Annotated in this window: 22 protein-coding genes; 15 read left to right on the forward strand and 7 right to left on the reverse strand. The window is 61.0% G+C overall.

The annotated features are described in order from the left end of the window. Nucleotides 1–6 precede the first annotated feature (6 nt). The gene (locus tag OC610_RS01020) at nt 7–348 is read right to left on the reverse strand and encodes a nuclear transport factor 2 family protein (RefSeq protein ID WP_264426115.1); all 342 of its coding nucleotides are present in this window, start codon (nt 346–348) and stop codon (nt 7–9) included. A gap of 51 nt (nt 349–399) precedes the next feature. Continuing rightward, nucleotides 400–1,116, reverse strand: a complete 717-nt coding sequence (locus OC610_RS01025; RefSeq protein ID WP_264426116.1) for a helix-turn-helix transcriptional regulator — start codon at nt 1,114–1,116, stop codon at nt 400–402. 142 nt (nt 1,117–1,258) lie between these two features. Between OC610_RS01025 and OC610_RS01030 the strand changes: the two genes are divergently transcribed. Next, nucleotides 1,259–1,729 (forward strand): LEA type 2 family protein, encoded by a 471-nt coding sequence (locus OC610_RS01030; RefSeq protein WP_264426117.1) that lies wholly within the window; start codon nt 1,259–1,261, stop codon nt 1,727–1,729. Here the strand turns inward: OC610_RS01030 and OC610_RS01035 are convergent, their stop codons facing one another. Further along, entirely contained in the window at nt 1,730–2,653 is a 924-nt protein-coding gene (locus OC610_RS01035) for a carbon-nitrogen hydrolase family protein (RefSeq protein WP_264426118.1), read from the reverse strand. Between the two features lie 84 nt (nt 2,654–2,737). Here OC610_RS01035 and OC610_RS01040 point away from each other — a divergent pair, with 84 nt between their 5' ends. Next, nucleotides 2,738–3,646, forward strand: a complete 909-nt coding sequence (locus OC610_RS01040) for a LysR family transcriptional regulator (protein WP_264426119.1) — start codon at nt 2,738–2,740, stop codon at nt 3,644–3,646. A gap of 4 nt (nt 3,647–3,650) precedes the next feature. Here the strand turns inward: OC610_RS01040 and OC610_RS01045 are convergent, their stop codons facing one another. After that, the gene (locus OC610_RS01045) at nt 3,651–3,905 is read right to left on the reverse strand and encodes a hypothetical protein (RefSeq protein ID WP_030142725.1); all 255 of its coding nucleotides are present in this window, start codon (nt 3,903–3,905) and stop codon (nt 3,651–3,653) included. 161 nt (nt 3,906–4,066) lie between these two features. Here OC610_RS01045 and OC610_RS01050 point away from each other — a divergent pair, with 161 nt between their 5' ends. After that, a complete protein-coding gene (locus OC610_RS01050; protein WP_030142726.1) occupies nt 4,067–4,384 on the forward strand; it encodes a DUF883 family protein in 318 nt (105 codons plus the stop codon). 54 nt (nt 4,385–4,438) lie between these two features. Here OC610_RS01050 and OC610_RS01055 read toward each other — a convergent pair whose 3' ends face one another. Then, the gene (locus tag OC610_RS01055; protein WP_264426120.1) at nt 4,439–5,470 is read right to left on the reverse strand and encodes an Ldh family oxidoreductase; all 1,032 of its coding nucleotides are present in this window, start codon (nt 5,468–5,470) and stop codon (nt 4,439–4,441) included. 233 nt (nt 5,471–5,703) lie between these two features. Between OC610_RS01055 and OC610_RS01060 the strand changes: the two genes are divergently transcribed. Then, on the forward strand, nt 5,704–10,515 hold the full coding sequence (locus OC610_RS01060; RefSeq protein ID WP_264426121.1) for a dermonecrotic toxin domain-containing protein: 4,812 nt from the start codon (nt 5,704–5,706) through the stop codon (nt 10,513–10,515). A 158-nt stretch (nt 10,516–10,673) separates the two neighbouring features. Next, on the forward strand, nt 10,674–11,675 hold the full coding sequence (locus OC610_RS01065) for a FecR family protein (RefSeq protein ID WP_264426122.1): 1,002 nt from the start codon (nt 10,674–10,676) through the stop codon (nt 11,673–11,675). Nucleotides 11,676–11,720: 45 nt separating this feature from the next. On the opposite strand, the gene pvdQ is transcribed toward OC610_RS01065, so the two are convergent. Further along, entirely contained in the window at nt 11,721–14,069 is a 2,349-nt protein-coding gene (gene pvdQ, locus OC610_RS01070; RefSeq protein WP_264426123.1) for a bifunctional acylase PvdQ, read from the reverse strand. A gap of 281 nt (nt 14,070–14,350) precedes the next feature. Between pvdQ and OC610_RS01075 the strand changes: the two genes are divergently transcribed. Continuing rightward, entirely contained in the window at nt 14,351–14,728 is a 378-nt protein-coding gene (locus OC610_RS01075) for a fe2+ zn2+ uptake regulation protein (RefSeq protein ID WP_264426124.1), read from the forward strand. Between the two features lie 7 nt (nt 14,729–14,735). On the opposite strand, the gene OC610_RS01080 is transcribed toward OC610_RS01075, so the two are convergent. Next, nucleotides 14,736–14,924 (reverse strand): hypothetical protein, encoded by a 189-nt coding sequence (locus tag OC610_RS01080; RefSeq protein WP_181290153.1) that lies wholly within the window; start codon nt 14,922–14,924, stop codon nt 14,736–14,738. A gap of 327 nt (nt 14,925–15,251) precedes the next feature. Between OC610_RS01080 and OC610_RS01085 the strand changes: the two genes are divergently transcribed. The 9 genes from OC610_RS01085 (at nt 15,252) to OC610_RS01125 (ending at nt 26,712) form a co-directional block, all read left to right on the forward strand. Beyond that, nucleotides 15,252–16,487, forward strand: a complete 1,236-nt coding sequence (locus OC610_RS01085) for an MFS transporter (RefSeq protein ID WP_264426125.1) — start codon at nt 15,252–15,254, stop codon at nt 16,485–16,487. Between the two features lie 25 nt (nt 16,488–16,512). Continuing rightward, the gene (locus tag OC610_RS01090; protein ID WP_264426126.1) at nt 16,513–17,640 is read left to right on the forward strand and encodes a LuxE/PaaK family acyltransferase; all 1,128 of its coding nucleotides are present in this window, start codon (nt 16,513–16,515) and stop codon (nt 17,638–17,640) included. 1 nt (nt 17,641) lies between these two features. Continuing rightward, nucleotides 17,642–20,077: an acyl-CoA reductase gene (locus OC610_RS01095; protein ID WP_264426127.1), complete on the forward strand. Its 2,436-nt coding sequence runs from the start codon at nt 17,642–17,644 to the stop codon at nt 20,075–20,077. Nucleotides 20,078–20,106: 29 nt separating this feature from the next. Continuing rightward, the gene (locus tag OC610_RS01100; protein ID WP_264426128.1) at nt 20,107–21,381 is read left to right on the forward strand and encodes a phenylacetate--CoA ligase family protein; all 1,275 of its coding nucleotides are present in this window, start codon (nt 20,107–20,109) and stop codon (nt 21,379–21,381) included. Beyond that, complete coding sequence (locus tag OC610_RS01105; RefSeq protein WP_264426129.1) at nt 21,378–22,322, forward strand: GNAT family N-acetyltransferase; 945 nt, start codon at nt 21,378–21,380, stop codon at nt 22,320–22,322. The genes OC610_RS01100 and OC610_RS01105 overlap by 4 nt, the downstream gene beginning before the upstream one ends. A 105-nt stretch (nt 22,323–22,427) precedes the next feature. Next, nucleotides 22,428–24,419 (forward strand): methyl-accepting chemotaxis protein, encoded by a 1,992-nt coding sequence (locus OC610_RS01110; protein ID WP_264426130.1) that lies wholly within the window; start codon nt 22,428–22,430, stop codon nt 24,417–24,419. Between the two features lie 294 nt (nt 24,420–24,713). Then, the gene (locus OC610_RS01115; protein ID WP_264426132.1) at nt 24,714–25,160 is read left to right on the forward strand and encodes a DUF411 domain-containing protein; all 447 of its coding nucleotides are present in this window, start codon (nt 24,714–24,716) and stop codon (nt 25,158–25,160) included. Next, nucleotides 25,160–25,594, forward strand: a complete 435-nt coding sequence (locus tag OC610_RS01120; RefSeq protein WP_264426134.1) for a YqaA family protein — start codon at nt 25,160–25,162, stop codon at nt 25,592–25,594. Before OC610_RS01115 ends, OC610_RS01120 begins: the two co-directional genes overlap by 1 nt. A gap of 86 nt (nt 25,595–25,680) precedes the next feature. After that, nucleotides 25,681–26,712: an alpha/beta fold hydrolase gene (locus OC610_RS01125; protein WP_264426135.1), complete on the forward strand. Its 1,032-nt coding sequence runs from the start codon at nt 25,681–25,683 to the stop codon at nt 26,710–26,712. The last annotated feature ends 8 nt before the right edge of the window (nt 26,713–26,720 follow it).

Here is a 26,720-nt window from a genome sequence, read left to right on the forward strand (position 1 = left end):
GACCTATCACACAGAAATATCCAACCGGCTGATCTTGCCCTGCTCATCGAGCCGGAAGGTGTAGCGCAACTCCAGCGGACTGCCGGGGAAGGTCCCCGAGATCAGGTTGTGGACCAGCACCTTTCCGGTGCGTTGCTGCACGTTGAGGACTTCAACCCGTGGCTCGTAACGTCGCGCGGTGTCTTCCATCCATTGGGCGATGGCCTGGGTACCGACCCGGTGATTGCCCTCGTCGAAGACGTTGGCATTCTCGGCAAAGAAACGCGTCGCCGCCGAGCTGTCGCGGGCGTTGGCGGCGGCGATATAACCGGCAATGGCCGGGGCCAGGGAAGAGGCGGGATTGGACATGTCAGGGCTCCTTGTTTTATCGATCCACAGCCATGCTAAAACAGCGTCATGTCAGTTTTTGTCAGGAGTGAAACGCCCTGCTTCGTCCAGGTTCATCAGTGCAAACCAGGCCCGCAACAAGTCGCTGCGCCGGCCCGGATAACGCTCCCCCTGGGCTGCGGCCGCCGCAATCCGGTCGGTGCGAAAGGTCCGATAGGCGCCGCGCAATTCACACCAGGCCACCACCACCCGGGCCTCGTTGAAAAAACCCAGGGCCAGGGGCCAGATCAAGCGCTGGCTCGGTATCTTGTTCACGTCGGCGTAATCGATGTGCAACTTGGCCTGACTGCGAATGGCCTGGCGATAGACGTTCAGGTCGACGATATTCTGGGGATAGCCATAACCCGCAGGCCCCGGCAGAACCGTCGGGTTGTGCAAGGCGTCCCGCAAACCCGGCGCCAGCACGGCATCGACCTTCGCCAAGGCGTCAGCGGCGGCCTTGCCCAGCACCTCATCGCCGCGCTGGTCGACGTAGCGCAACCCCAGCACGATGGCTTCGATTTCATCGGCGGTGAACATCAAGGGTGGCAGGAACAGCCCACTGCGCAACACATAGCCGATGCCCGCCTCACCCTGGATCGGCGCACCCATCGCCGTGAGTTCGGCGATATCGCGATACAGTGTTCGCTCGGATACATTCAACTCGGTCGCCAATGTCGCGGCGGTGACCGGGCATCGCTTGCCCCGCAAGACTTGCAGCAACGTGAGCAGCCGAGTGGTTCGCGACACGATAGAAAAAGATCCAAAGGAAATTCGCAGCAGATTAGCAGAGCCTGGTGTCAGAAACTGTCAGGAGAGCGGCGCCCTCGCCACGGAGTATTGTTCCACCCAATGTTATTGTTGTGTCCACAGTTCTGATGGGAAAGTATCCATGCGCAAAATCCTCGGCTTGTCTCTCATCCTGGCGATACTCAGCCTGAGCGCCTGCGCCCTCTTCCAGCACCGGGACCCACTGAACATCAACGTGGTCGGCATCGAGCCATTGCCCAGCCAGGGCCTGGAGATGCGATTTGCGGTTAAACTGCGCCTGCAGAACCCCAACGAGACCACCATCGATTACAACGGTGTAGCGCTGGACCTGGAGGTCAACGGTCATACATTGGCGACAGGAGTCAGTGACCAGACCGGCTCGATACCACGTTTTTCCGAAGGCATCCTGAGCATACCGGTGAGCATTTCGGCTTTTTCTGTGTTGCGCCAGACGCTGGGCCTGAGCCAGACCCAAAGCCTGGACAACCTGCCTTATGTGCTCAAGGGCAAACTCGCGGGCGGGCTGTTCGGCACGATGCGCTTCGTCGACCGCGGAACCCTCGACTTGCCGGGTTCCACGGCCACTTGGTGATTACCTGGTAAAACGCACCCCCGGCCTGGCCCGCTCATCCACCACCAGTTCGAACACATCCGGCCTGGCGTAGTGGCCGACCACGTCATAGTCATAGCGCGCCCGCACCAGCTCGTCGGTGTCGATTTCTGCGGTCAACAACCCGGCACTGCCCTTCAACGGTCCTGCCAGCACATCACCCATCGGCCCGACAATCACGCTGCCGCCCGCGATCAGGGGCCGCTCCACCGGCCAGTTCGCCACGTCGATACTCAACGCCTGGGGTGACGCCTGGACCTGGCAGGCACTGACCACGAAACACCGTCCTTCGTGGGCGATATGACGCATGCTCACTTGCCACATCTCCCGCTCATCCACCGTTGGCGCACACCAGACGTCCACCCCTTTGGCGTACATGGCCGTGCGCAGCAGCGGCATCATGTTCTCCCAGCACACCGCCGCGCCCACCCGCCCGACCTGGCTGTCGATCACCGGCAACGTCGAGCCATCGCCCTTGCCCCAGATCAGCCGTTCAGTGCCGGTGGGCATCAACTTGCGATGCTTGGCCACCAGGCCTGCGTCCGGCTCGAAATACAGCGCGGTGCAGTACAAGGTACTGCCAGCACGCTCAATGACACCCAGCACCAGGCTGGCCCCGGTGCGCGCCGACAAGCCGGCCAACGCCTCCGTCTCGACGCCCGGCACGTCGATGGCGTTGGCGAAGTAGCGCGCGAATGCCTCGCGCCCTTCCGGCAACCGATACCCCAACTGGGTGCCGAACCCCTCGCCCTTGGGATAGCCACCCAATAGCGCCTCGGGCATCACCACCAAACGAGCGCCAGCTTCAGAAATGGCCTCTTCGTAAGAAAGAATCTGCGCCAATGTTTCGGCTTTGCCCCCCGGCAACGAGCCGATCTGCAAGGCAGCGACGATGGATCTAGGCATGGTCTTGAACTCCGTGATTTCAGGTGTTGCCGATTCTCCAGTGCCGACGGATCATGAATAAAGCCCAGCACGCTGCTAAAAGATATGAGCCAGATGAATATCACCGACGTCGACCTGAACCTGCTGAAAACTTTCGAAGCCTTGCACGACGAATCCAGCGCCAGCCGCGCGGCCCTGCGCCTGGGCGTGACTCAGTCAGCCATAAGCGCCGCGCTGCGCAGGCTTCGCGGGCTATACGACGATCAATTGTTCGTGCGCACGGGCCGCGGCCTGGCCCCGACGCTTCGGGCCAATCAGTTGAAGCCGGTGATCAGCGATGCGCTGGACAAATGCCGACAAAGCCTGGCGATGGTCGATCCAGGCGCCAGCCACTATGAGGGCCGCTCGGTCATCGTCGGGTTATCCGATGATTTCGAGATCGCCCATGGGCGGCGGCTGATCGAGGAAGTGGCGCGGCGAGCGCCGGGGCTGCGCTTGATTTTTCGCCAGACCCACAGCCAGATCGTCGGGCGCGCCTTGATGGAACGCAGCCTCGACCTGGCAATCACGGCGGGAGGGTTTACCGAACGGCTGCTCAGTCGCCAGGTCTTGGGAGAAGGCGACTACGCCTGCCTGGTGGATCCGGCCAGCCTCGAGGAAGGTGAGCAGGGCCTGAGCCTGGAAGACTTCGTAGCCCGTGAGCACCTGCTGGTGTCGTCCGGCGGCTTCATCGGCATCACCGACGAAGGGCTGGCCGGACTCGGCCTGCGCCGGCGAGTCTGTGCCTCGACCACTCACTTCGCGGCGCTGCCGTTCCTGCTCAAGGGCAGCCAGGCCGTGGCGACTATCCCAGGCCATGCCGCCAAGGCCATCGCGGCACTCAGCGGCCTGGCATTGCTGCCCTGCCCGCTCGCCTTGCCCCGCTACCCCATCGAACTGGGATGGCGAACCCACACGCCGATGGACCCAGCGGCCAGCAAAGTGCGCGAAGCGATCGTCGCCACCTTCGCTTGAATGTTTATTTATTGGCGGCCATCAGGCGGTTGACCTCGCTGCGCACCATGTTGGCGTACTCCGGAGGCGACATGCCGTCCAATTCCGCACGCACCCATTCAGCCCATTTGCCCTTGCGCTTGGAACGCTCGCCGAACAACCGGGCAGCATCGCCCTTGGCCTTGCCCAGGTTGTTTTGCCACAGCTCGAAGAGCCGGGATTTTTCGTCTTCCAGCGCTGCACGCTCGGCCAGGGACTTGTCAGCCAGATTGAAACTCATGGGAATTACCTGTTGCGTAAATAGGCGCCATCTTACACCTTGAGCGGAAACGTCTTAACCACGATTTTAACTGCGCCAGCGTGACGCATGCCCGGTGCTGCAACTTTCAAGCAAGCGCAACACTCCACTGTTCACTGCCATCATCCTCAAGGAGTACCTCAATGGCTCGTAGAAGCGTCGCGCAACCGAACGGAGAGCAAATCAAGGATCAAGCCTTCAGCGAACTGAAAGCGTTGATCGAGGAGTCGGAGAAGTTACTCAAGAGCAGTGCCGCCCTGGTGGGTGAAGATGCCGAGGACCTGCGCGGCCAGATCGCCCAGAAGCTGCAACAGGCCCTGGACGCAGTCGCCAGCGCTCGGGAGCGCACGCGCCCGATGGTGGACGCCACCGAAGTCTATATCGGCGGCCATCCGTGGCAGACCGTCGCGATTTCCGCAGGCTTCGGGCTGGTGGTGGGGCTGTTGCTCGGGCGCCGCTAAGACCGGTCCATGGCGAGGGAGCTTGCTCTCTCGCCACAAAAACAGTTGTTTCAGCTACAGCCCCGCCAGTTCGCGCAACTGCGCCAGCGTCTGCTCGTCCAGCGTGATCCCTTGCTCATTGGACTTGCTGCGCTCACGGTGTCGACGGTCACCGGGCAACCGGCGCAATCCCACACTGTGCATTTGCCTGACCAGTTCCTGGCTACGCTCGGCGAAACCTTGCCCGGCGGCCTTGCCTGGATCGATCACGATCAGCAGTTGCCCCGTCCATGGCGTCTTGGCGCCCGGGTGATTGTGCCAATCGAATTCGAAAGAAAAATTCCCGCCGGTCAACGCTGCTGCCAGCAACTCGACCATCATCGACAGCGCCGAACCCTTGTGCCCGCCGAACGGCAGGAGCGCGCCACCCTCCAGGATTGCCTTCGGGTCACAGGTCGGCTGGCCAAGGCTGTCGACGCCCATGCCGGGTGGCAAGCGCTCGCCTTTGCGCGCGGCAATCTGTACATCACCGTGGGCGATGGCGCTGGTGGCCAGGTCGAAGACGATCGGCTCGCCCCCGGCGCGTGGAGCGGCGAACGCAATGGGATTGGTACCGAACAGCGGGCGGTCCGCGCCATGGGGCACCACGCAGGTCATGCTGTTGACCACGCTCAGCGCCACCAGTCCCTCATAGGCAAACGGTTCGACATCCGGCCAGAGCGCCGCGAAGTGATGGGAGTTGCGTATCGCCAGCACCGCAATCCCCGCGCTGCGGGCTTTTTCCACCAGCAGTGGCCGGGCAGCTTCCAGGGCAGGCTGGGCAAAACCGTTGCCGGCGTCCACCCGGACGAACCCGGAGGCGACGTCTTCGACCACCGGCACCGCCTGGCCATCGACCCAACCGCTGTTCAACGTCGAGACATAGCCGGGCATGCGGAACACGCCATGACTGTGGGCGCCGTCACGCTCGGCGGCGGCACAGTTCAGGGCCAGGGTGCGGGCGACATCGGGCGACGTGTCATGGCGAAGGAAAATCTGCTCGAGCAGATTCACCAAGGCGTCGAAAGACAGGGTGCAGGAAGCAGCATGATCGGATGGCGCGGACATCTGAAGCTCCAGGATGATTGTTGGAGGTAGCAACAGCGTGAGAGACCTACGGGGTGATTAAACACCGCTTCGCACGCGCTCTGTCAATCATTGACCTGGCGTCGGTCACAAGCCTGACAGTTCAGGCAACTGCGCGTGCGGTAACTATGTACCGCCCTTGGCTGTCCGCCACTGCTTAACCTGTCGTTTCTCACCTTCGCACCGTCAAGCGGTGCCTTAAACGAGATACGACAATGACGACTAGACCCGCCCCCCTGCTGTTCCCGGAAATATTGGCCGCCGTGCGCCCGGATCAACTCACCACGCCCAACGGGTTGACGCAGGAAGACCTCGACTGGCTGCACCATGTCTCGCTACCCAGCCACACGCAGCGCGCCGCGAAGACGCCTCCGATGTCTGCCGAAAGGATCCTGTTGCAAGCCGAGAAAAAAACGCCGATCGCGCTGGCTGGCTGCTTTGCCCTGCGCACCTCGTCCGGCGGCGGCAGCCCCGATACCGGGCCAACGTTTCTCTATACGCCGATGGAAGGCATCAGGAAATTCGACAACCCCGTATCGCTCGAAACAGCAATTGGTCAGATGCGCCAAGACACCGCACGGCGCAACGACCTTTATAGCCTCCTGTCCGTTTCCCAGCGCAGTGAATTGCTCAGCACCTCCGAGATTACCCAGACCAGACACGTTATCGAGGGAGACATTTTCAAGGACCAACTCGCGTCCATTGAAAGTGCCCAATTTCTGAATGCTTCGTCGATGGTGAAGGAACTGGTCAAGTTGCCTTCGCTAACGTCGATGCTTGACCAGATCCTCAACGAGATGTTGCCGAAGTTCGATTACCGACAGGCCCGCCTCGCCCTCGGCAAAGGCGTTCGTCCGGGAGGTGCCGAGGATATCGGAGTGACCGAAAGCATGCCGCTCACAGACGCGGTCCTGACCTATTTCCACCATCAGGGTTGGCCGCCTGGGCATTACGGCTATATCACCTTTCCGGGCACAGCCAACTCGCCCTATACCGCAGTGCAATGGCTGGACGTGATCACGCGCGCCGCCACCCAGCTGATTCCAGCGCTCGCACGTTGTATCGAGGGCTTCTGGAAAGAGATGACCACTTCTTTTTACCTGTCACGCCGAAAGCTTCTGGAACAGGTCATTCACGACGGGTTATGGGCAAGCATCCTGGCCGAACGGGAAAAAGGACAACTCACGCAAGCACAAAGTCATGAACTCATTGGAATGTTCAGACCCTCTTCCCAGGACAAGACACCCCTTTTTATCGAAACGATCCGACTGGGCGAACGTGCGTCCGACTACGTGGAGCTCGCAGGTTCCCTGATGGTCAGTGGCAAAGATCATTACCTTTACACGCCCACTCACGGCATTCGAAAGGTCGCCAGTTATTTTGCTTTCAGGGATGCCCTGTTGACTGACCCCACCGCGGCGACGGCAAAGGACGCCGTCTATAGCCTCCTGGATCTGGAGGGATGCAATCGTTTCCTGCGCTTTGATGAGCCTCAGATATCGGGAAAACCGATGGACTTGCCGATTGCCGAATCCCTGGCCGATGCGATGCTTGAAAAACAGCAGAAAAACCTTCGTTACGCACTGGAGATGTCCCGCCAGGACGATATTGACGCCCACGCACTCGTCGACAAGGCGTTGGACATCCGCGCGTTCGTCAACAAAAAACTGTTGAGTCAGCCCACCGCCGGGCATTGGGGCTCTCGTCCCGCCTTTTACGGCAAGCTGCGTTCCTCCAATCTGCGATCCGATCAGTTGGCGAGAAGCATCAAGAGTTACACCGATATCGCGCAGACCTTCGGCAAGCTGTTTACCCAGCTACCGGCATCGGGGGGCAGTTCACTCTACAACAGACCCAGAAACCTACTGTCTGAACTGACCAATGTCTTTTCCCTCGGCATACGCGCGGAGGCCGAGCTGAAAGCGCGTAATGAAACGCTTCCGTCGATTGCCCATGAGTTGATCAACACGGTTTTCACGTTCGACGCGTATTACCCGGACCGCTCACTGCGCACCGGTATCAAAGGCTTTCGACCTGACGTCTACTCATTGAAGCTCAAACGCAGCGATAAAGAAGAGACGGTTCAGCTTCCCCTCGCGAACTGTTTTTTATTGACTGAACGCGGCGGACTGGACACGCCCTATTCCGGTATGGCCGTTCTTTGGACGCCCTCCGAAGGTTTGCAGGCTTTTTCTTCCGTGGAGGCCGTTACCCAGCGATTGAATCAATACCTGCTCGACTCTCGAAGGCGCTTTGCTTTCCTCGCGAATCTGCCTTGCGCGCAACGCAAGCCTCATGCCCAGTATCAGCTTGAATCCTACGAGCTTATCGAAGAGAACGTGCTGCTGAACCGGATGAAATCGTTCATCACGCACTTCGAGGCGGAGCATGGTTACCTGAGTACCTTGAACGCCGGTGATTGGCAACTGACGGGGGCGGCGCTTCGCAAAAGCCTCGAAGCGCTGCTCGGCAAAGGCGCGCCCAACAACCTCGAACGTGCCACGCGCATCGCCCGGGCAGACAAACTGCGACACACGCTTCCCGCCTGGCTCGGCATGGCCGCTCTTGATGAGCAGCGCTTTCATATCGAGCTCCTGGAGCAATATAAAAACAGCGCGAGTGAGGGCAAGGATTATCTGGACGGAATAGAGCCCGTGCGCAGCCATGTGCAAAAAAAACTGCAAACAATATTGGCGGCGCGCTTTCCGCAAAAACAACTGAACCCCGAGACGGTTCAGATCACGCCTACTCTGGCGGTGGTGGGTGCGGCCAGTTCCCTGACCGATTTTGCCTTGTGCCACGTCGATGTAACCGAGAAGAGCTTCCAGGTCTCGTTAACCTCAACACGACCTTTACCAGACGGTTTGAACGAGACGGCTGTCAGGCAGATATTGTCGTCCCTGGACGTGCAAACCACCTTCAAGCAAGCCTTGACGCAGGGACTGTCTGGCGTCGCTGCGGACGTCCTTCCAAGAAGACAACGCTTTTGCCAACAACTGCCCTGGCAGCTGTTGCAATACGCCCATGCACTTCATCTGCAACAGCACCTTAGTGCGACAGCATTCGACCTGATCCACCAGGTACTGGACATGCCGGACGCGATCGCCCGAGAAGCCGTCCAGAACGCCAACGCGATCTTTCGTCCATTGGAACTGATCAAGACCGGCGGCGCTGCCGCGGTCAGGGCCACGGGGCTTTACCTCATCAGTTCAAGCGCCGATACCGCAAGCCCGCACATCCTGTACGCGCCCTACCACGACGGCCATCAACTCACCGAGTTCAAGGATGAAGCGAGCATCATTGCCGCGTTCAACGGACCCGGCGCGCTTCAGGACTTGCTGATTCGCCGGCTTCCCGAGGACCAGCAAGCCACGTTCAAGCATCTGTTGGCTTCCACCCTTGGAAAAGTGTCGGAAATTACCCTGGCGGCCAACCCCATCACCGCAAACCTGCTCGACACGCTGTACGACGACAACGCAAAAATGCTGACAGACATGGTGGGCGCCCGAACCCTGAAAGGACGTCACATTGACTGGTCAACCGTTCTCCATGTGTTCAGCGCCGGGGCCCGATTCGTGGGCAGGCATCTGCCGGGCAGACTGTCGATCATAGGCACCCTTTGGGACAGCTTCGATGACTTCAAGGCCTCTTCGGAGGCCTTCCAAGAGGGTGACTGGAAAGCGGGGCTGCAGAACTTCATCGCCGGCGCTGCGGAGATGGTCTCATTGGGCTTTTTGAATCGCGACGATACCTTCGGACTTCTCGATCCCATCGAGCCTGCATCGTCCAGCACCCCGTCTATGTCCGACTGGAGAAATATCACGAGCACCGCGGCACCTCGTACCGATCTGCAACCCTTCGAAGCCGCGGGCATCAGTCTCTCGAGACTGAAGAAGCTGGCCGACGGAATGTACGAGGCGGTGGAAAACGGCAGGCTTTATATCCCCCTCGCCGGGAAAGTCTTTCAAGTCGCAAAATACAACCGGGCCTGGCGCATCATCCACGACGACGGCCAGGGGCCTTTGGTGACGCGCTCGCCTGGCCGCACCTGGGAGATCGATCCTCAACGACAGACGATTCGCTTTGGCCAGGCGGGGTCGACAATAGCCATGGGCTGTAGCGATTACTTCGCCAAAGGGACATTGAATATCGAGGCCCGGGGCATGATGGAGATACGCAGGAAATATCCCCACCGCGCCACTGTAATCATCCAGGCCCTGGAAACGGCGAGGTTCTATTGCCATAACGCTCTGCACAATTTCGCTCGACTTAAACGAAACGTTGCGCCGGGCTCTCGGCTGGATACCTTCCTCAGGTCGTTCTTTGGCGTCGTACGCGTTGACAGTCAGTTGCTTGCCAAGATCGAGGCGGCCATTTCACCGACGTGCACCGCATTGGCCGATCCCTACTGGGAACAGCTCAACACAAACCGTGTCGTTGTTGGGCATCTTCGATTCCTCGACGACAGAGCTACCGCTTTCGTGATGGAACCTTCGCCCGCTGGGAGAATTTATCTCACCCAACGCTTCTTCGAACCGGAGCTGGATTGGTACAAATCTGCCGTGCCTGATTTTTTCGATGTCGACGCCCATGCCCAGGCATCGGTCTTCATCCATGAAACGTCCCACCAGCTCTTCGACACTTTCGATTTCAGTTACCTGGATGTGATGTGTCCCTTTCTGGACCTGATACCGACCACGACGCATTACGGACGCGAACGGTACGAAACGCAGAAAGACCTGCAACTCAACGGGTTTTCACTCACCACGCCCAAATCGAAATTGTTCACCCAATGGGACAGTGCCGATAACACCCAGAAAGGCTTTGAGCGGCTGCCCAAAATGAAAAATGTGGCCAAAGAAATCCTGAAGATCAGCGGAGCCCGGAACATGGACGAAGCACGTGATGCCTTTCTGAATCCGATAGTGCCGGACCAGCGCATCGATCTGATACTTCGCAACGCCGACTCTCTGACCTTGCTCATCTGTGAAATGGGGCGCCAGCTCGATCCGGCCCCTTCTCGTTGATCTTTTTTTCACGACGCGTATGAGACAGTCCGATGCAGGAGCGAATGCGCATACCTTTCAAACATGAGAAAAACCGGACAGTTACTGCGCAAACGCCATCATCGCTGTTCTCGACAATGGCTCCCGAGGGTTAGAATGCGGCAAACCAGGAAGAGTCAATGACCGAACGTACACTCTCGGAAGCCGAATACGACGCCATCACCGATGCGGCTGCGCATTGGTGCATGCGTCTGCATGCGGACGACTGCACCGATGCCGAACGGCTGGCGTTCAAGCATTGGCACGACGCTGATCCCCTGCACGCTTTCGAATACGAAGCCATGCTGGAGATCTGGGGCACGGCTGAACACCTGCCGCGCGGCGAGCCCGCGCCTGCTGCTTCGAACCGTCGCCCTCGCACGCGTTGGAGCCAACTGGCCGTCGCCGCCACGGTGCTCGCGCTGGGCGTGCCCTTGGCGGCTTTCACCGGTTGGAACCTGGGCTGGGTGCCGAACACCTATCAACGATTCGAGGCGGGCGCGACCGGACGGCAGGTCACGCTGGACGATGGCAGCCAGGTGGAACTCAACCTGGGCAGCGAACTGGTGTTTGCCAATTACAAGCACGAACGTCGCGTGACGCTGAAAAAGGGCGAAGCTTTTTTTGACGTGAGCCACGACAAGCAGCATCCGTTTATCGTTCGGGCAGGCCAGGGCCAGGTGCGCGTGACCGGTACCCGCTTCAACGTTTGGTTGTATCAGGATCAGGTCAAGGTCACGCTGCTGGAAGGTTCGGTGTGGGTGATCAGCAACAAGGCCTCCAATGCCAACGGGGCGCAACTGTCGCCCGGCATGCAGGCGAGCTACAAAGCTGGCGACTACCAGCCGCAGGTCCGTGAGGTTTCCGCCGACGATAACTCGCTGGCGTGGCGCAACGGCAAACTGGTCCTCGACAACCTGGCCTTGTCCGACGCGTTGCCGCTGATCAACCGCTACCTCGATCATCCGGTCATGCTGGCCGACAACAACACCGGCACCCTGCGCATCGGCGGGATCTACAACCTCAACGAGGTGAAGAACCTCGTGCCATCGCTGCCCAAGGTGTTGCCGGTCTATCTGACCCAGAACAAGGACGGCAACCTGGTGCTGAACGCTATCGGCCCCCGCCCGAGCAAAAACTGAAAAGCCGCGGCCCCTTCGGGTCGCGGCTTTTGTTCATGGCCGCAATTAGTGCGTCACGACCCTGCTCACTGGCTCATCCTCTCGAATGGTCACTGCCTGATAATGCGGATCGGTCTTGATCTGCTGCTCGGTGAACGGCAACGCACTCAACTGTCGCTTTGAAAATGCCTGGGTCTGATCTACCGCATAAGGCGATGAAGGATCGCTGGAAAGCGAGAACGCCAGCAATCCCTCGGCCTTGGGACCGTTGCCATCAAACGTCACCACTTGCAGATAACTGGTGCCGCTGACCACCTCCCGCTTGCCGTTCGCCCCCGGCACGCTCTGGATCGCGTTGTAGATGCCCAACTCCCCAGGTCCGCCAGGAATGGGGATCTGGCGACCGCCGTTGCTGGCAACCTGTACATCGCGCCATTGACTGTCCGCCGGCAGTCCGGCTGCGTTGACCCGCTCCATCGATGCGCGCATGGCTTGGCGCAACGCCACAGCCACCGCGGGCCGCTCGACTGCCAAGCCGCGAGGCGTATGTTGCGGATCCTTCGGATCGAATGCGACGCGCCATAGATCAGGCACAGGTTGCAGCGCCTGCATGATCTGTTGGAAATGAACGAAACCAACGCCGCTGTCCAGGTTCGCGGTGCGACTCCAACGCTTGAGACGCGCGCATACCTCGGTCAATGGCAACGCATCGGGCCCCAAGTCGGCGGAGCAAAAAGCCAGCAGATCCGGCATGACCTGATCGGCCAGGTAAACCTGGTCGTCCATGACCATGCGCCGTAAATCATCTGCGGTCACCGGCCCACGCTTGGCCAGTTGTGTGAGCCTGTCCAACGCGAAGCGCGAGCGCAGGCCCAGCGGCTGGTCTTGCTGGCTGATGACCGGCGAATAGCCGGACAAGGGTTGCGCCGGATTGACCTGCCACGCCGAGTCGTTGGAATTTTGCACATAATCGCGGCGCAACAGTTGCGGCAGCTTGCCGGCCGCGAAAGTGCCCTTCTGTACGGCATCGGCGTCGATGCCCCAGTCACATTCGCTGCGCGAGCCATCCAATACGATCAGTTTCTGTCCAGCCCTGGGATCGCTGCACCGGGCCAGTTTGCCCGCGTCGACGTTCGGCACCACCGACAGGTTCATGTAAAGCGTCTGCCCCTGGTCGTCCACCGCCAATGTGTTGACCCAGGGAATGCCTTGGACCTTGTGGACCGAGTCCTGCAAATCCTTGAGGGTGACCGCTCGATTCATCGCGTACCACTGCGCCAGCACCCGGTCGTTTTCCAGGTTGGCATCGCGCAGGCTGTAGGCGAACCGGTTGTCCCAATCCAATTTCCCGGGCCATTGCACGATCGGCCCGAACTGCGAACCGTAGACCACACGGGAAACCGGCTTGACCTGCCCATCGGCTTGCCTGGCGTCCACTGTGACCGTCTGTTGGCTCATCGGCACGGACTTGCCGTCCAGCAGATAGTGGGTTGGATCCTTGGGATCCAGTTGCAGGCGGTACAGCGTGAAATGCTTGGACGTGTCGACGGTATGGGTCCAGGCCAGGTGCTGGCTGAATCCGATGTTGATCATCGGCAGGCCCGGCAACGCTGCACCCATGACGTCCAGCTTGCCCGGTATCGTCAGGTGCATCTGATAGAACCGCATGCCTCCCGACCAAGGGAAATGCGGGTTCGCCAGCAACATGCCGCGCCCGTTGAATGACAGTTCGCTACCGATCGCCAGGGCGTTACTGCCGCGCTCCAGGGCAAAGCGCTGCTGGTGTGTCGCCGCAACCGCGAAGCCGGACGTCGAAACGGCGGCCTGCGCGGTGGCCTTGGGCGGCTGCGCGCCGGCCAAGGCCTCGGCGAACTGGCCGACGCCGCCCTCCACCAGCAGGCGCCGGGTCAGCTTGACGAGATCCAGCGCGGTGATCGGCCGAACCCACTCGCTTGCGCATTGTTCGGGCAGGCCCTTCGCCTTGCGTTCGGCCAGCGCGCGGTTGTAGCCGGCGGCGTAACCTTCGACCAGTTGCTGGACCTGGGGCGTTTGGGCCTGCCAGAAACCGGACACCGCTTGTGGCGTATTGAGCCAGGTGAAGAACAGATCGCTGGCACGGTTTTCCCGCTGCTCGACAGTCATCTGCTCCGGGCCGAAATAGCGCGAGCGTTGCCCATTGACCGTCACGATCTCGTTGGCCAGCAGGCACAGGTTGTCCTGCGCGTACGCATACCCGATGCCGTATCCCAACCCCCGCTCATCCTGGGCGCGAATATGCGGCACGCCAAAACTGGTGCGACGAATTTCGGCAGCGGCCTGCCCGACCTCGCCTCGCGCGCTGACGACGGTACTCAAGCCCAGGGTCATCCCCAGCAAGGCACCGGCGAGACAAAACCTCGATAACTGCCCGGACATTCCCACATTCACTCCTGATCAAAAGCGCTCAAGAACCAGGGCCGTAGAAACCGGCGGCCTGGCCTGAAATACAACGGCGACGTGCTTGAACGCAAAAAGCACCTTCCTTGAGAACGAACCGGATGAAAAAAAATTAACGGCCCGGCGACCCGCCTTTACAGGGAATTGAGCGTATCCAGGCAATTTTTTCACATCGTGCCCTTCATGATTGGCCGCTCTCGTTCGTCCTATTACAGGAGAGCATCCGATCTTTTCTGTCAGGCTGGTATGGAGTCTTTTACATGCATAACGCGCAAGTACCCATGGAGGGTAAGCCAGGTTCGTCCCGTGTCACGCCGACCGCGTCCAATGGCGTCTTCGGGTCAGCGGAGCGAGGCAGCAACGAGCAGATCAAGCGCCTGCTCAAGAGCTACGGACTCAGGACAAGCCTGATTCGCCTGAAGGTCATCGACGCCTTGCTCAAGGCCGCCGATGAAAACCGTCGACTGGGCGTGCGAGGTGTTCACAGCCAGTTGTTGGGGTTGGACATTCCCTTGTCCTTCCTGAGCGTGCGCGAAGTCCTGAAGCGCCTGTGCAGCGAGGGCGTGGTCACGCTCAATCTCGATAAAAGCTACAGCTTGCATCACCAGGCCATGGCCCGGCTCAGTGCCGGGGAATGAGCTGCGCTCAAGGCTTGACCTTGCGCCGCATCACGCCGTTGATCACCACGACGATAACTGCCACGGCAATGGCGATGTATTGAAACAGCTGCTCGCTGATCATGCCCTTGCCTTGCATCCAGGACAGTCCGAGCATGATCGCCAGGACGACGACAACCACCAGAATCGAGTATTTCAAACGTTGCGAATGAGTCATTTGCCAGCTTCCTGAAGTGATTCGTTCTGCCTTCATCTGTTTTCCGGACACCTTCTCGCCGGTGCCACGGCGCGATGCAGTGCCCTATGGTACCGCCGCCCGGGTGACGCGCGCGACTGCGGCTGCTGGGAATCAATCGATGGCTTCATCGGCCGCCAGAATATTTACCATCTCCCTGCGTAATCTTCGTCTGAAGGAAATCTCCTACAAGCACGTGCGCACTTTCCCATGGCAATAGAAGGAAAGACGCCTTTCGACCCGGGATAGCGCCAACGTACCCTCGAAAAAGAACTGATACGTTCTTTTTGAAACCAACGTTGGGAACCCATGCAAACTCAGCCAAGCACCCTTTCATCTATCCGCGTGGCAGGCTTCTGCCTGGCGATCGCCCTTTTTGAATGCCTCACCTATATGGCCAGCGACCTGGTCATGCCCGCCATGCTCATGGTCACCCAGGACCTCGATGCGTCCCCGGACCAGATTCCCTACGCATTCAATTTGTATCTGCTGGGCGGCGTCCTGTTGCCGTGGTTGATCGGCCCTTTGTCGGATCGTCATGGCCGACGCCCCTTCATGCTCGTCGGCTGTGCCGGGTTCGTGCTGGCTTGCGTGGCGATCACCCAGGTCAGCAGCATGCACGGCTTCAATGGGCTTCGCCTGATCCAGGGAATGGGCCTGGGCTTCGTCATTGCAGTCAGCTATCCCGCCATCCAGGAAATATTCCCTGAATCCGCTGCCGTGAAAGTCATGGCCTTGCTCGGCAATCTCGCCCTGCTCTCGCCCCTGCTTGGGCCCTTGGCAGGCGGGCTGCTGTTGCAATGGTTGTCCTGGCGCGAATTGTTCATGTTGCTTGCCGGGCTCGGGCTGGTGAGCTGGCTGGCCTTGTGGTGGTTCATGCCTCGGACGATCCATGGAGTGCCCGCCCATGCTCAAGCCTCCAGTGTCGAAGCGTTCGACTTGCGTTCGCTGGTCCGGCGATACGGCGCCCTGCTCGGCCATGTGGGGTTCATGTCGGCCAGCGTCGCGCTGGGGCTGATGAGCCTGCCGCTGATTGCCTGGATCGGCCTGTCCCCCCTGTTGCTGATCCAGGGTCAGGGGCTGTCTCCCCTGGCGTACGGAATCTGGCAGGTTCCGGTTTTCTCAGCGGTCATCCTCGGCAACTTCATCCTCAACGCGCTGGTGGATCGGGTCGGTGTGCGCCGGGTGCTCCGTTACAGCCTGTGGCCCTTCTGTGCCGGTCTGATCGCGTTGATCGTCGCCAGCCCATTCACCCTTTCGCTGCCCGTGTTGGTCGGTGGCCTGTCGCTGTACGCCATCGGGCTCGGCATGGGCAATGCCGCGCTGTATCGGCTGGCCCTGTTCGCCAGCGATGACAGCAAAGGCCTGGTATCGGCGATGGTCGGGATGATTTCCATCGCAGTCATGAGTGCAGCGGGCTCGCTGCTGGCCCTGCTGGGCGCCGGAGCGAGCCTGGAATCCTTCGCGCTGATGGTCGGCATCGCCGGTCTTGGCTGCCTGCTTGCCTTGCGCCTCTTCGCCTCGCGGCCAACCGCCCAAGTCTGAATTCGCTGCTTCAGAGGAACATCCGATGATTCATTTCCCACACGCCGATGCCCTGTGTGCATTACCCCATCCGTATGCCCTCGATTCGGTTCCCACGGGACTGTTCGACAAAGCCATGGCTGAGATCAGCCTGTTTCACAGCCATCACACGCCGGGTTATGAACACTGGCTCAATGCCAACGGGCTCACGGTCGATGACCTCGAACACTTGACCGACTGGTCGCGCCTGCCACCGATCTACGCCAGCTACTTCAAACAGAGGATGCTGCTCAGCCCCACCGCCGAAGACGCACTGGAGCTGACTTCCTCGGGCACCAGCGGCCAGAAAAGTCGCATGCGCTATGACGAGCGCAGCATGGCCGCAGCCCAAGGCATGGTCGCCAACATCTTCGAACATTACGGCTGGTCCACGCCGGACGCGCCATGCAATTACCTGCTGTTCAGTCATGAGCCCGAAGCGGCCAATCGGCTCGGCACCGCCTATACGGATCAGTTCCTGTGCCGCTTCGCCCCGACCAACCGCGTTGCCTACGCGTTGCGACGCACCGGAAAAAGCCATGAATTCGACGTGTTCGGCGTTATCAGAGCCCTGCAATCATTCGCCGAAGAAGGATTGCCTGTGCGGATTTTCGGCTTCCCGGCGCTGCTCTGGCACGTCCTCGAACGGATGCGTGAAACCGGCATGCAGGACCTCAGGCTCGCGCCCGGCTCGCTGGTCTTCCTGGGCGGCGGCTGGAAGAAACAGGCAGCCGAAGAGATGCCTCGTCAACAGGTCTATGCACGCATTACCCGCCAATTGGGTATCGAGCCCCGACGATGCCGCGACGGTTACGGTGCAGTCGAACACGCGGTGCCCTATATCGAATGCGCCCACCATCGATTCCATGTGCCGGTCTATTCGAAAGTCTTCGTGCGTCACCCTTCGGATTTCAGCGTCCAGCCGTTTGGCGAACCAGGGCTGCTGTCGTTCGTCTCGCCCTACATCTCGTCAAGTCCCGCCCACGCCGTGGTGATGAGCGATCTGGCGACCCTGCACCCGGCCAACTGCGAGTGCGGCCTGGAAACCCAATGGTTCGAGCTGCATGGCCGGGCCGGCACCCGTGCGAGCCGAAGCTGCGCCATGGCCGCTGCCGAAATGATCAAGGAAAACTGATATGTACCTCATCAACGGTCGATTGACCGCCGAGCTGACACTCGACGCCGCGCTCGAGCGCTTGCAAGCCCAACTCCCCGCCCTGCTGGAAGCCCCGCCTCGCAGCGAAGAGGTGCTGGACTGTGCAGAGGCGTTCGTACAATGGCTGCACACGGCAGCCGCGGGGCCACTGCTCGACGAGGATCAGCGCCAGGCCCTGGTTGCCTTCTGCGGACGGCGCCCGCTAGAGCTCAAACTGGAGCGAGAATTGGGCGCCGACGCGCGCTCGCTACGGCGCATCGATTACTGCGACGGCCCCTTCGAAAGCTGGCAGCCCCTGGGCCTGGTGGTGCACGTGACGCCGGGCAACTCACCCTTGCTGGGCTTCTGCGCAGCGCTGGAAGGCCTGTTGGCGGGCAACGTGAACTGGTTGCGCCCCAGCACCCGTGATGGCGACCTTACGGCGCGGCTGCTGGCAGCATTCGTCGGGTGCGATGCGAGCGGGCGATTGCGCGATTATCTGGCGGTATTGCCCGTCCCCTCCCGGGAGGTCGGCCGTATCTTCGCACTGGCCCAGGGCGTCAGCGCATGGGGCGGTGAAACAGCCCTGAAGGCGCTGCGCGAACAGATACCAAGCGGCTGCCGCTGGATTGACTGGGGTCACCGGATCAGCTTCGCCTACATCACGCCGTTCGCTGCAACAACGCAGAGCCTGGACGCCCTGGTTGATGAAGTCTGCCGCCTCGATCAACAAGCCTGTTCCAGCCCGCAATGGCTGTTGGTGGACAGCGATGAGCCTGCGCAGCTACAGGCATTGGGCAGCGCCCTGGCAGACGCCTTCGCACGACGGACCGGGCACTGGCCCATTCTGGAAGCCACCGCCGCAGAAGCGTGCGAAATCACCACCCGAACGGCACTGGCCCGCCTGGATTACAGCTTCGCGAACGAAACCGGTCAGGTCTGGGCCGGTGAGGGCTGGCGCATCCTCTGGGAACACCATCGCGACCTGCAACCCTCTCCGCTGTTTCGGACATTGCTGCTACGGCCAGTGCCCGAAGCGCTGCTCGCTGAAACCTTGCTGCCATGGCGCAATGTGCTGCAGAGCTGCGCCCTCGTCTGTGAGCCAGAGCGAGCACCTGCGTTGGCGCGCCGCCTGATAAGCGCCGGCGTGTCCCGAATCACCTCCACGGCCGAGATCCAGCAGGGCTATGACGGCGAGCCCCACGACGGGGTCTATGGATTGCAGCGATTGAGTCGTCGGGTATCGGTCGGCCTTGAAGCCCATGCAGCGAGTCACCGTGTCACGCTGGATGCGCCTGCGGCAGCTTTATCGCCAGACGCCGGCACGCCGATCATGGACAAGGCCGCGTTCCTCGCCCTGCCCCCGGCCCCTGAAGCGCAACTGTTCTTCCGCTCGGGCGGCAGCAGCGGCGCCCCTGTGCTGTCGCCCTACACCTACCGCGATTTCGATCGCCATATGCGCGCCGCCGCCGACGGGCTGCGCGCGGCGGGCCTTGACCCGGCACAGGATCGAGTCATGAACCTGTTCTACGGCGGCAGCCTGTACGGCGGATTCCTCAGTTTCAGCAAGATCCTGGAACAGATGAACGTCGTGCATTACCCCATGAGCGCCCCGCCGGACGATCACTTTGAGGAAATCGCAGCGCTGATCGTTGCCCACCGGATCAACACGCTTGTCGGCATGCCGAGTACCTTGCATCGGCTGTTCTCTTCCCAGCGTGCGGCACTCCAGGACTACGGCGGCGTTCGAAAAATCCTGCTGGGCGGCGAGCACCTGGGGCAACACAGCCGCACGTTGTTCCAGCAGTGCGGCGTCACCTGCATTCGTTCGGCGATCTACGGCACCGTGGATGCAGGGCCGCTCGGCCATGCCTGCGTCAGCAGCGCTGACGGCGTGTTCCACCTCATGGATGGCATCCAGTCCCTGGAAATCGTCCATGTCGAACAAGACGCGCCCGTCGGTCCGGGGGAAACCGGTCGCCTGCTGTTCAGTTCCCGCATATGCCAGGCACGCCCGCTCCAGCGGTATGAGGTTGGCGATCTTGGACGCTGGCTATCCGGCCCGTGCGCGTGCGGCCTGGAGTCGCCGAGGTTCGAGCTGCGCGAACGTCACGACCGGCTGATACGCATTGCCACGGAATTCATCAATAGCCGCAAACTCGCCGAGCGGGCGCAAGCGGCCGTCCAGATCGTGCTCGACCATGAAAGCAGCGGTTGCGAGCGGTTGCTGATCCGCACCGATGGCGACCCCGACACGGTGCGACGCAACGTATTGGCAATCGCACCGCTACGCACGTCAGTCAATGCCACGCTGCTGGTCCTGGACGTCCAGCATTGCCCGGTCGAACGTTTCGAGCGCAACAAACACAGCGGCAAGGTCCCGCTGGTGATCGACAGCAGAATGCCCGACCCGTCGATCTCGCCCCCCAATCAATAAGCCGACCTTAAAGCCTTGAGAAAATCCTGATGAGCGCGTCTTTACCCTACGAGCCATGGCTCGACCATATCCGCACGCATTCGGCGTTCTATAACGCTCTACTGCGTCACCTACCCATGCAGGGTTGTGGGTTCAACCAATTGCCGATCGTCAATCTCGGCGAATATTGGAAAGGCAGTGACGATCTGGATACCTGGCCAGTGCTGACCGATCGCGTGAAGGACGCACTGGTTTTCAAGACCGGGGGTACGACCAGCCAAGGCAAGCTGTCGGTGTACACCCACGCAGAATGGCAACTGATGCTCGATTGTTTTGGCCAGAGCCTGTCTGCCCAACTGACTGCTGGGGATCGCATCGCCAATCTGTTTTTTTCCGGCGACCTCTACGCCAGCTTCCTGTTTATCCACGGCGCCCTGTGCAGCGTCGACGTTGCGATCACCGAGTTTCCTTTCACCGGCTCGGTGGAACTTGATGTGCTGGCCGAGGCCGTGACCGCGCACCGCATCAACGTGCTGGTAGGTGTTCCTGCGCATTTGCTGGCCTTCGCCAGCCATCTCATCGCACAAGGCCGCGCGCTGCCGCAGATCACCACCGTCCTGTTCGGTGGCGAGAACCTCTTTGAAAGCCAAATGCCGACATTGAAGCGCGTCCTCCCCAATGCGCGCTTCGCGTCCATCGGCTACGCCAGCGTCGACGCCGGCCTGGTGGGCGCCAGCACGCTTGATTGCGGCTTGGGCGAGCACCGGGTGTTCGACCACCAGACACGCGTGGAGATTATCGACGACCTGAGTGGCAAGGTGATCGAGGCGTGCGGCCAAACGGGGAACCTGGTGGTGACGAACCTCACCCGAAGCCTGATGCCAATCATCAAATATCCGGTGGGAGACCGCGCCAGCTGGTGCGAACCTGCCGGCACGCCCCAGCGCAAGTTCGCCCTCCGGGGGCGCAGCGCAGAAAGCCGTCGCGTGCGCGTTGGCGTGCTGTCGCTGTTTCCCGAAGAGATCAGCGACATCACGCGGCGCGTGGCCGGTGGTTCGCAATGGCAACTGATCATCGAGCACACACAGGGCGATGACCGCTTGCTACTCAAGTGGGTAGCCGACGCACACGCAAACGCAGGCCAGACTCGCTCGCATGCATTGAAAGCCGCGCTGATCGAGCAATATCCAGGCCTCGAACGACTCCATGTCGACGTGCAGATCTGCCACACGAAGGCGCTGGACCGCCATCCCCGTTCCGGCAAGCATCTGTCGATCATCGATCGTCGGGTGTACGGTCCGAAGGCAACGGGGGACGCAGTATGAGCAATCTGCTCATCCGACCGTTCCAGCCAGCGGACAGTGTCAGCACCTGCGAGCTGTTCCGCCGGGTATATGGCGATCACTACGTTTCCCCTGACGTCTACATGCCGCAGATGATTTGCCAACATAATTTGCAGGAGCGCTGGCATTCGCTGGTCGCCGTGACAGGCGACCGCGTGGTCGGTCATGCCGCACTGTGCCGCCACGCCAAAGCCAGTCTGGACGCGGAACTGGCGCTGGTTGCGGTGGACCCCGACCTGCAGGGCAGAAAAATTGCCTCGCGGCTGGGGCAACAATTGCTGGATGGCGCCCGGGCGCTCGGGCTCGCCCGGCTATCGATCAAACAGGTCACGAGCCATCCCTTCAGCCAACGATTGTCCCAACGGCTGGGATTTCATGACGTCGGCCTGCTACCCGATTTCGTGCCCTCGCCGTTCGCCACGGACCAGGCCGAAACCATTGTGATCGGCTGCCAACGGGTCAGCGGCGGCCTCCCACCGCTGCCGCGGCTCCAATGGCCAGCACCCTGCCAATGGCTGATGGAGCCGCTGGCATCACGGTTCGGGACCCGCCTCGACGAGGAACCTGCCGGGATACAACCGTTGCGGATCAGCCATCTACCCGGCCGAGTCGACATCGTGGCAGAACGGGTGGACGCCTGCCTCGTCGGGCAGTTGCAACGCCTGCCGCTCCATTGGCCATTGTCGGTACGGCTCGGCCTCGGTCGACACTTTGCCACGGACCATCGCCTGCTGATGACCGCCGGGTTCTTCTTCACCGGGATAATGCCCACCGACACCGCACAAGGTTGGCAGGCGCTGTTCCATCGCCTTGCAGAGCCGCGCCAGCTCCATCTGCAATCGGCCTCCATGCAACGCCTCCACGATGAATGGCAGGCCCACGCCCAAGCCTGGAAAACCACGCAGGCCAGCTCGGCCGCCTGACGTCACGTCCCCTCCCCACTCAAGCTATCGGCATGGAAGCCGATACAACCTGGTACGCCCATACCAACTGTTTCTGAAAGACGCCCTCGTGCAAGGAACACCCACATGCCCTCATTGCGCACCATTCAGGCCCGCTACACGCTGTTCCTGGTTCTGTTCATCCTGGTGTTGTCCATCCTCACCGTTGTTGGCATCAGCTACCTGGTCGCACCCAAGCTGCGCCATACCGAGGAGCAAGTGGCACTGAACCGCATTGCCGAAGTCGCCGAGCAGATCCAGGGCGAACTGAACAAAGTCCAAGCCCAACAACGCAGCATCACCCAGACCATTCCATTGCTCGACAGCGACGCCATCGACAAGGTATTGCCAGGTCTGGTGGACCAATACGGCGAGCTGAAAGTGTTTGGCGGCGGGATCTGGCCGTTGCCCAACCAACGGGCGGAAGGTCGTAGCAAATTCAGCACATTCTGGCACCGCGACGCCTCCGGCAAACTGATCGTCAACACGTTCTGGAACAGCGACGCCGCGCCCAATTATTACGAGCAACCCTGGCACAAGGGCGGCATGGCCACGCCACCCGGCAAATGCGCCTGGGCTGCCGCCTATAAGGACGACGCCAGCGCCGAGCCGCGCACCAACTGCGCGATGGCGATCCAGAAGAACGGCGCGCCTTATGGCGTTTCCACCATCGACGTCACCCTGGGCTTCTTCAACGACCTGATTGCCCGCAAGGAAGCCGAACTGAGCGCCGAGATGCTGATCGTCGAAGGCGACGGCAAGATCATCAGCAACAGCTCGCGGATCAGCGGCCCGATCGTGCTCAAGAACATCAGCGAGCTGGCGGCGACCTCACCGTTTGCGGCCCAGGTCAAGGCTGGCCTGGCCAACCGTGACCAACTTCAGCGTATCGAATTCGACAACAAGGGCGAAGCCAGCACGTTCTTCATGCGACCCATCGAAGGCTCGCCCTGGTTTCTCGCCACCGCACTGCCGACCCGCCTGATCACCGCTCAGCGTGATGACGTATTGAACACGCTGAGCCTGCTGCAGATTCCCATGGTGATCCTGCTGGTGCTGATGCAGCTTTATGCGATCCGGCAACTGACTAACCGCATGAAGATCCTCAAGGGCAACATCGATGCGCTGTCCACCGGCGACGCCGACCTGACCCGCCGCATCACCATCCGTGCCGAAGACGAACTGGGCGCCATCGGTCACTCGGTCAACAAGTTCATCGCCTACCTGCAAGACATGATCGGCGAAGTCACCCAGGCCACCGGCGCCATGGCCTCGAGCCTGGACAACCTGCAGCAGACATCGGCCCACACCAGTGAAATCCTCATGCGTCACGCCTCGGAAACCGACCAGACCGTGACGGCGATCACCGAGATGAGCTCCACGGCTGAAAGCGTCGCGCAAAACGCGGCGGAGACGGCAGCCTTCACCCAGCGGGCCAACGAGCACGCCGATCGTTCTCGCGTAGTGGTCGGCGAAGCGTCCAACAGCGTCGTGGCGCTGATCGATGAAGTCGCCAGCGCCACGCGCAAAGTCGAGAACATGCAGCAGGATGCACAACGCATCACCGAGATCCTCGGCGTGATTGGCGCCATCGCCGGGCAAACCAACTTGCTGGCCCTCAACGCCGCCATCGAAGCCGCTCGGGCCGGTGAACAGGGCCGTGGCTTCGCGGTGGTCGCCGACGAAGTCCGCGCCCTCGCCGCCCGCACCCAGGCCAGCACCTCGGAAATCAACGAAATGCTGACGCGCCTGACCCAGGGCGTCAGCTCCTCCGTGTCGGCCATGGAAAACACCCAGGCCAGTTGCCAATCGGCCGCCGACGCCACGTCCCGGGTGAACTCGGGCCTGGACGAAATGGCCGGCTCGGTCAGCCAGATCAACAGCCTCAGCACGCAGATCGCCACCGCCGCCGAGCAACAAAGCGCGGTGACCGAGGAGATCAACCGCAGCATGGTGCAGATTCGTCACATGGTGGAGGAACTGGTGGAAAGCGGCTTGGCCAGTGAGCGCAATACCCGGCAGTTGCTGGAGGCCAATGGCCGGGTGAATGCAATCATGGGGCGGTTCAAGGTTCGCTGATCCCCTCCAGACAAATTCCCGTGGCGAGGAAGCTTGCTCCCACAGGGCTGCATCGTAGGAGCTGGCGGAGCCTGCGATCTTTTGACCTTTCGCTTGGGATTCAAGTGTCGCGGAAAGATCGCAGCCTCGTTGCACTCGGCAGCTCTTACAGGCCCGGCGGGAGGGAGTTTGCTCCCGCTGGGTTTGTTCCGCCGCCAACGTGACAACTCTGTAATCCCCGCCTCAGCCCCCTGTCAGCTCGTGCTCGCTACTCTGTTATCCTTCCGCCAATCCGTTCGACACGAGACTTCCTCCATGGCCAACCCACTGCATCTGCTCGCCTTGAGCGCCCTGCTCATTTCCACCTTGGCCCAGGCCGCCGAACCCGTCACCATCGACGTGCACCGCGACGCCAATTGCGGCTGCTGCAAGAAATGGATCTCCCATCTGCAAGCCAACGGTTTCAAGGTCAACGACCATGTCGAGGCCGACATGAGTTCGGTCAAGCAGCGCCTGGGCGTCGCGCCGAACCTGCGCTCCTGCCACACCGCCGAGATCAACGGCAAATTTGTCGAGGGCCACGTGCCGGCTGACCAGGTACTGGCGATGAGCAAACGCGATGACTTGCTGGGCGTGGCCGCGCCGGGCATGCCGATGGGCTCGCCCGGCATGGAAATGGATGGCATGAGCGACGCCTATCAAGTGATCGGCCTGAAGAAGGACGGCACGCAAACCGTCGTGGCGGATTATCCAGCCCACTGATGGCTGGCGCTTATGTCGGGCTTTTCCTGACCGCGTTTGGCGCAGCGACCCTGCTGCCACTGCAATCGGAAGCGCTGTTGGTCGGCCTGGTGCTCAGCGAGCGTCAAGCAGCCTGGCTTCTGATGGGGATCGCGACCTTGGGCAATGTCCTGGGTTCGCTGGTGAACTGGTGGCTGGGGACCCGCCTCGAACAGTTCAAGGATCGCCGCTGGTTTCCCGTCAGCCCTTCCCACCTGGACAAGGCTCGTCGGCATTATCAACGCTACGGGTACGGGTCCCTGCTGCTCAGTTGGCTGCCGATCATTGGCGATCCCCTGACACTGGTGGCGGGCGTGATGGGTGAGCCATGGCGACGTTTCCTGTTGATCGTCACCCTCGCCAAGGGCCTGCGTTATGGCGTGCTCGTGCTGGCAACCCTGGGCTGGATGGGTTGAACGTTCCGATGGTTCGATTGCCTGTGATTAATGTCGCCATAATCGAGCCGTTCCACGATCGGCCGGTTGCCTCAAGGAGATTGATCATGCCGCGTTTGACCACCCGCTGGCTGCCCAGCCTGTTCTTGCTCGCTGCCTTGCCGATGTTCGCCCAGGCCGAGACGCCACCCCAAGGCCCCGCCTATGGGCCGCAGCTCGAAGGTTTCGAGTATCCCTACACGCTCAAGCATTTTTCCCTCCAGTCCCAAGGCAAACCGTTGCAGATGGGCTATATGGACGTGCCTGCCCAAGGCAAGGCCAACGGGCGCAGCGTCGTGCTGATGCATGGCAAGAACTTCTGCGCCGCCACCTGGGGCGACTCGATCAAGGCCCTCAGCGAAGCCGGTTACCGGGTCATCGCCCCGGACCAGATCGGCTTCTGCACCTCCAGCAAACCGGACCATTATCAGTACAGCTTCCAGCAATTGGCGACCAACACCAACACCCTGCTCAAGGCGCTTGGCGTGCAGAAGGCGATCGTTGTCGGCCACTCCACCGGCGGCATGCTTGCCACCCGCTACGCCTTGCAGTTCCCCGACCAGGTCGAGCGCCTGGCGATGGTCAACCCGATCGGCCTTGAAGACTGGAAAGCCCTCGGCGTGCCCTACCGCACCGTGGACCAATGGTATGAACGCGAGTTGAAACTCAACGCCGAGGGCATTCGCACCTACGAACGCAACACCTACTACGGCGGACGCTGGAAGCCGGAGTTCGACCGTTGGGTAGACATGCTCGCCGGGCTCAACAAGGGACCGGGGCACACGCAAGTCGCCTGGAACTCGGCGCTGATCTACGACATGATCTTCACCCAGCCGGTCTACTACGAATTCAAGAACCTCAAGGCGCCAACGCTGCTGCTGATCGGCACTTCCGATACCACGGCCATCGGCAGTGACATTGCCCCGCCAGCCGTAAAAGCCAGGCTTGGCCACTATGAGGTGCTCGGCAAGCAGGTCGCGCAATTGATCCCACGGTCGACGCTGGTGGAGTTCCCCAACTTGGGGCACGCGCCCCAGATGGAGGAACCGGATCGATTCCACAAGGCCCTGCTCGGCTGGCTGGACAAACCCATTCCCTGACGAGGTGT

The organism is Pseudomonas agronomica (assembly GCF_025917275.1).
Taxonomy (GTDB): Bacteria; Pseudomonadota; Gammaproteobacteria; order Pseudomonadales; family Pseudomonadaceae; genus Aquipseudomonas; species Aquipseudomonas agronomica.

Coding starts and splice junctions, on each gene's coding strand:
- OC610_RS01020 (WP_264426115.1), bottom strand. CDS start 348: ATGTCCAATCCCGCCTCTTCCCTGGCCCCGGCCATTGCCGGTTATATC.
- OC610_RS01030 (WP_264426117.1), top strand. CDS start 1,259: ATGCGCAAAATCCTCGGCTTGTCTCTCATCCTGGCGATACTCAGCCTG.
- OC610_RS01035 (WP_264426118.1), bottom strand. CDS start 2,653: ATGCCTAGATCCATCGTCGCTGCCTTGCAGATCGGCTCGTTGCCGGGG.
- OC610_RS01040 (WP_264426119.1), top strand. CDS start 2,738: ATGAGCCAGATGAATATCACCGACGTCGACCTGAACCTGCTGAAAACT.
- OC610_RS01045 (WP_030142725.1), bottom strand. CDS start 3,905: ATGAGTTTCAATCTGGCTGACAAGTCCCTGGCCGAGCGTGCAGCGCTG.
- OC610_RS01050 (WP_030142726.1), top strand. CDS start 4,067: ATGGCTCGTAGAAGCGTCGCGCAACCGAACGGAGAGCAAATCAAGGAT.
- OC610_RS01055 (WP_264426120.1), bottom strand. CDS start 5,470: ATGTCCGCGCCATCCGATCATGCTGCTTCCTGCACCCTGTCTTTCGAC.
- OC610_RS01060 (WP_264426121.1), top strand. CDS start 5,704: ATGACGACTAGACCCGCCCCCCTGCTGTTCCCGGAAATATTGGCCGCC.
- OC610_RS01065 (WP_264426122.1), top strand. CDS start 10,674: ATGACCGAACGTACACTCTCGGAAGCCGAATACGACGCCATCACCGAT.
- pvdQ (WP_264426123.1), bottom strand. CDS start 14,069: ATGTCCGGGCAGTTATCGAGGTTTTGTCTCGCCGGTGCCTTGCTGGGG.
- OC610_RS01075 (WP_264426124.1), top strand. CDS start 14,351: ATGCATAACGCGCAAGTACCCATGGAGGGTAAGCCAGGTTCGTCCCGT.
- OC610_RS01080 (WP_181290153.1), bottom strand. CDS start 14,924: ATGACTCATTCGCAACGTTTGAAATACTCGATTCTGGTGGTTGTCGTC.
- OC610_RS01085 (WP_264426125.1), top strand. CDS start 15,252: ATGCAAACTCAGCCAAGCACCCTTTCATCTATCCGCGTGGCAGGCTTC.
- OC610_RS01090 (WP_264426126.1), top strand. CDS start 16,513: ATGATTCATTTCCCACACGCCGATGCCCTGTGTGCATTACCCCATCCG.
- OC610_RS01095 (WP_264426127.1), top strand. CDS start 17,642: ATGTACCTCATCAACGGTCGATTGACCGCCGAGCTGACACTCGACGCC.
- OC610_RS01100 (WP_264426128.1), top strand. CDS start 20,107: ATGAGCGCGTCTTTACCCTACGAGCCATGGCTCGACCATATCCGCACG.
- OC610_RS01105 (WP_264426129.1), top strand. CDS start 21,378: ATGAGCAATCTGCTCATCCGACCGTTCCAGCCAGCGGACAGTGTCAGC.
- OC610_RS01110 (WP_264426130.1), top strand. CDS start 22,428: ATGCCCTCATTGCGCACCATTCAGGCCCGCTACACGCTGTTCCTGGTT.
- OC610_RS01115 (WP_264426132.1), top strand. CDS start 24,714: ATGGCCAACCCACTGCATCTGCTCGCCTTGAGCGCCCTGCTCATTTCC.
- OC610_RS01120 (WP_264426134.1), top strand. CDS start 25,160: ATGGCTGGCGCTTATGTCGGGCTTTTCCTGACCGCGTTTGGCGCAGCG.
- OC610_RS01125 (WP_264426135.1), top strand. CDS start 25,681: ATGCCGCGTTTGACCACCCGCTGGCTGCCCAGCCTGTTCTTGCTCGCT.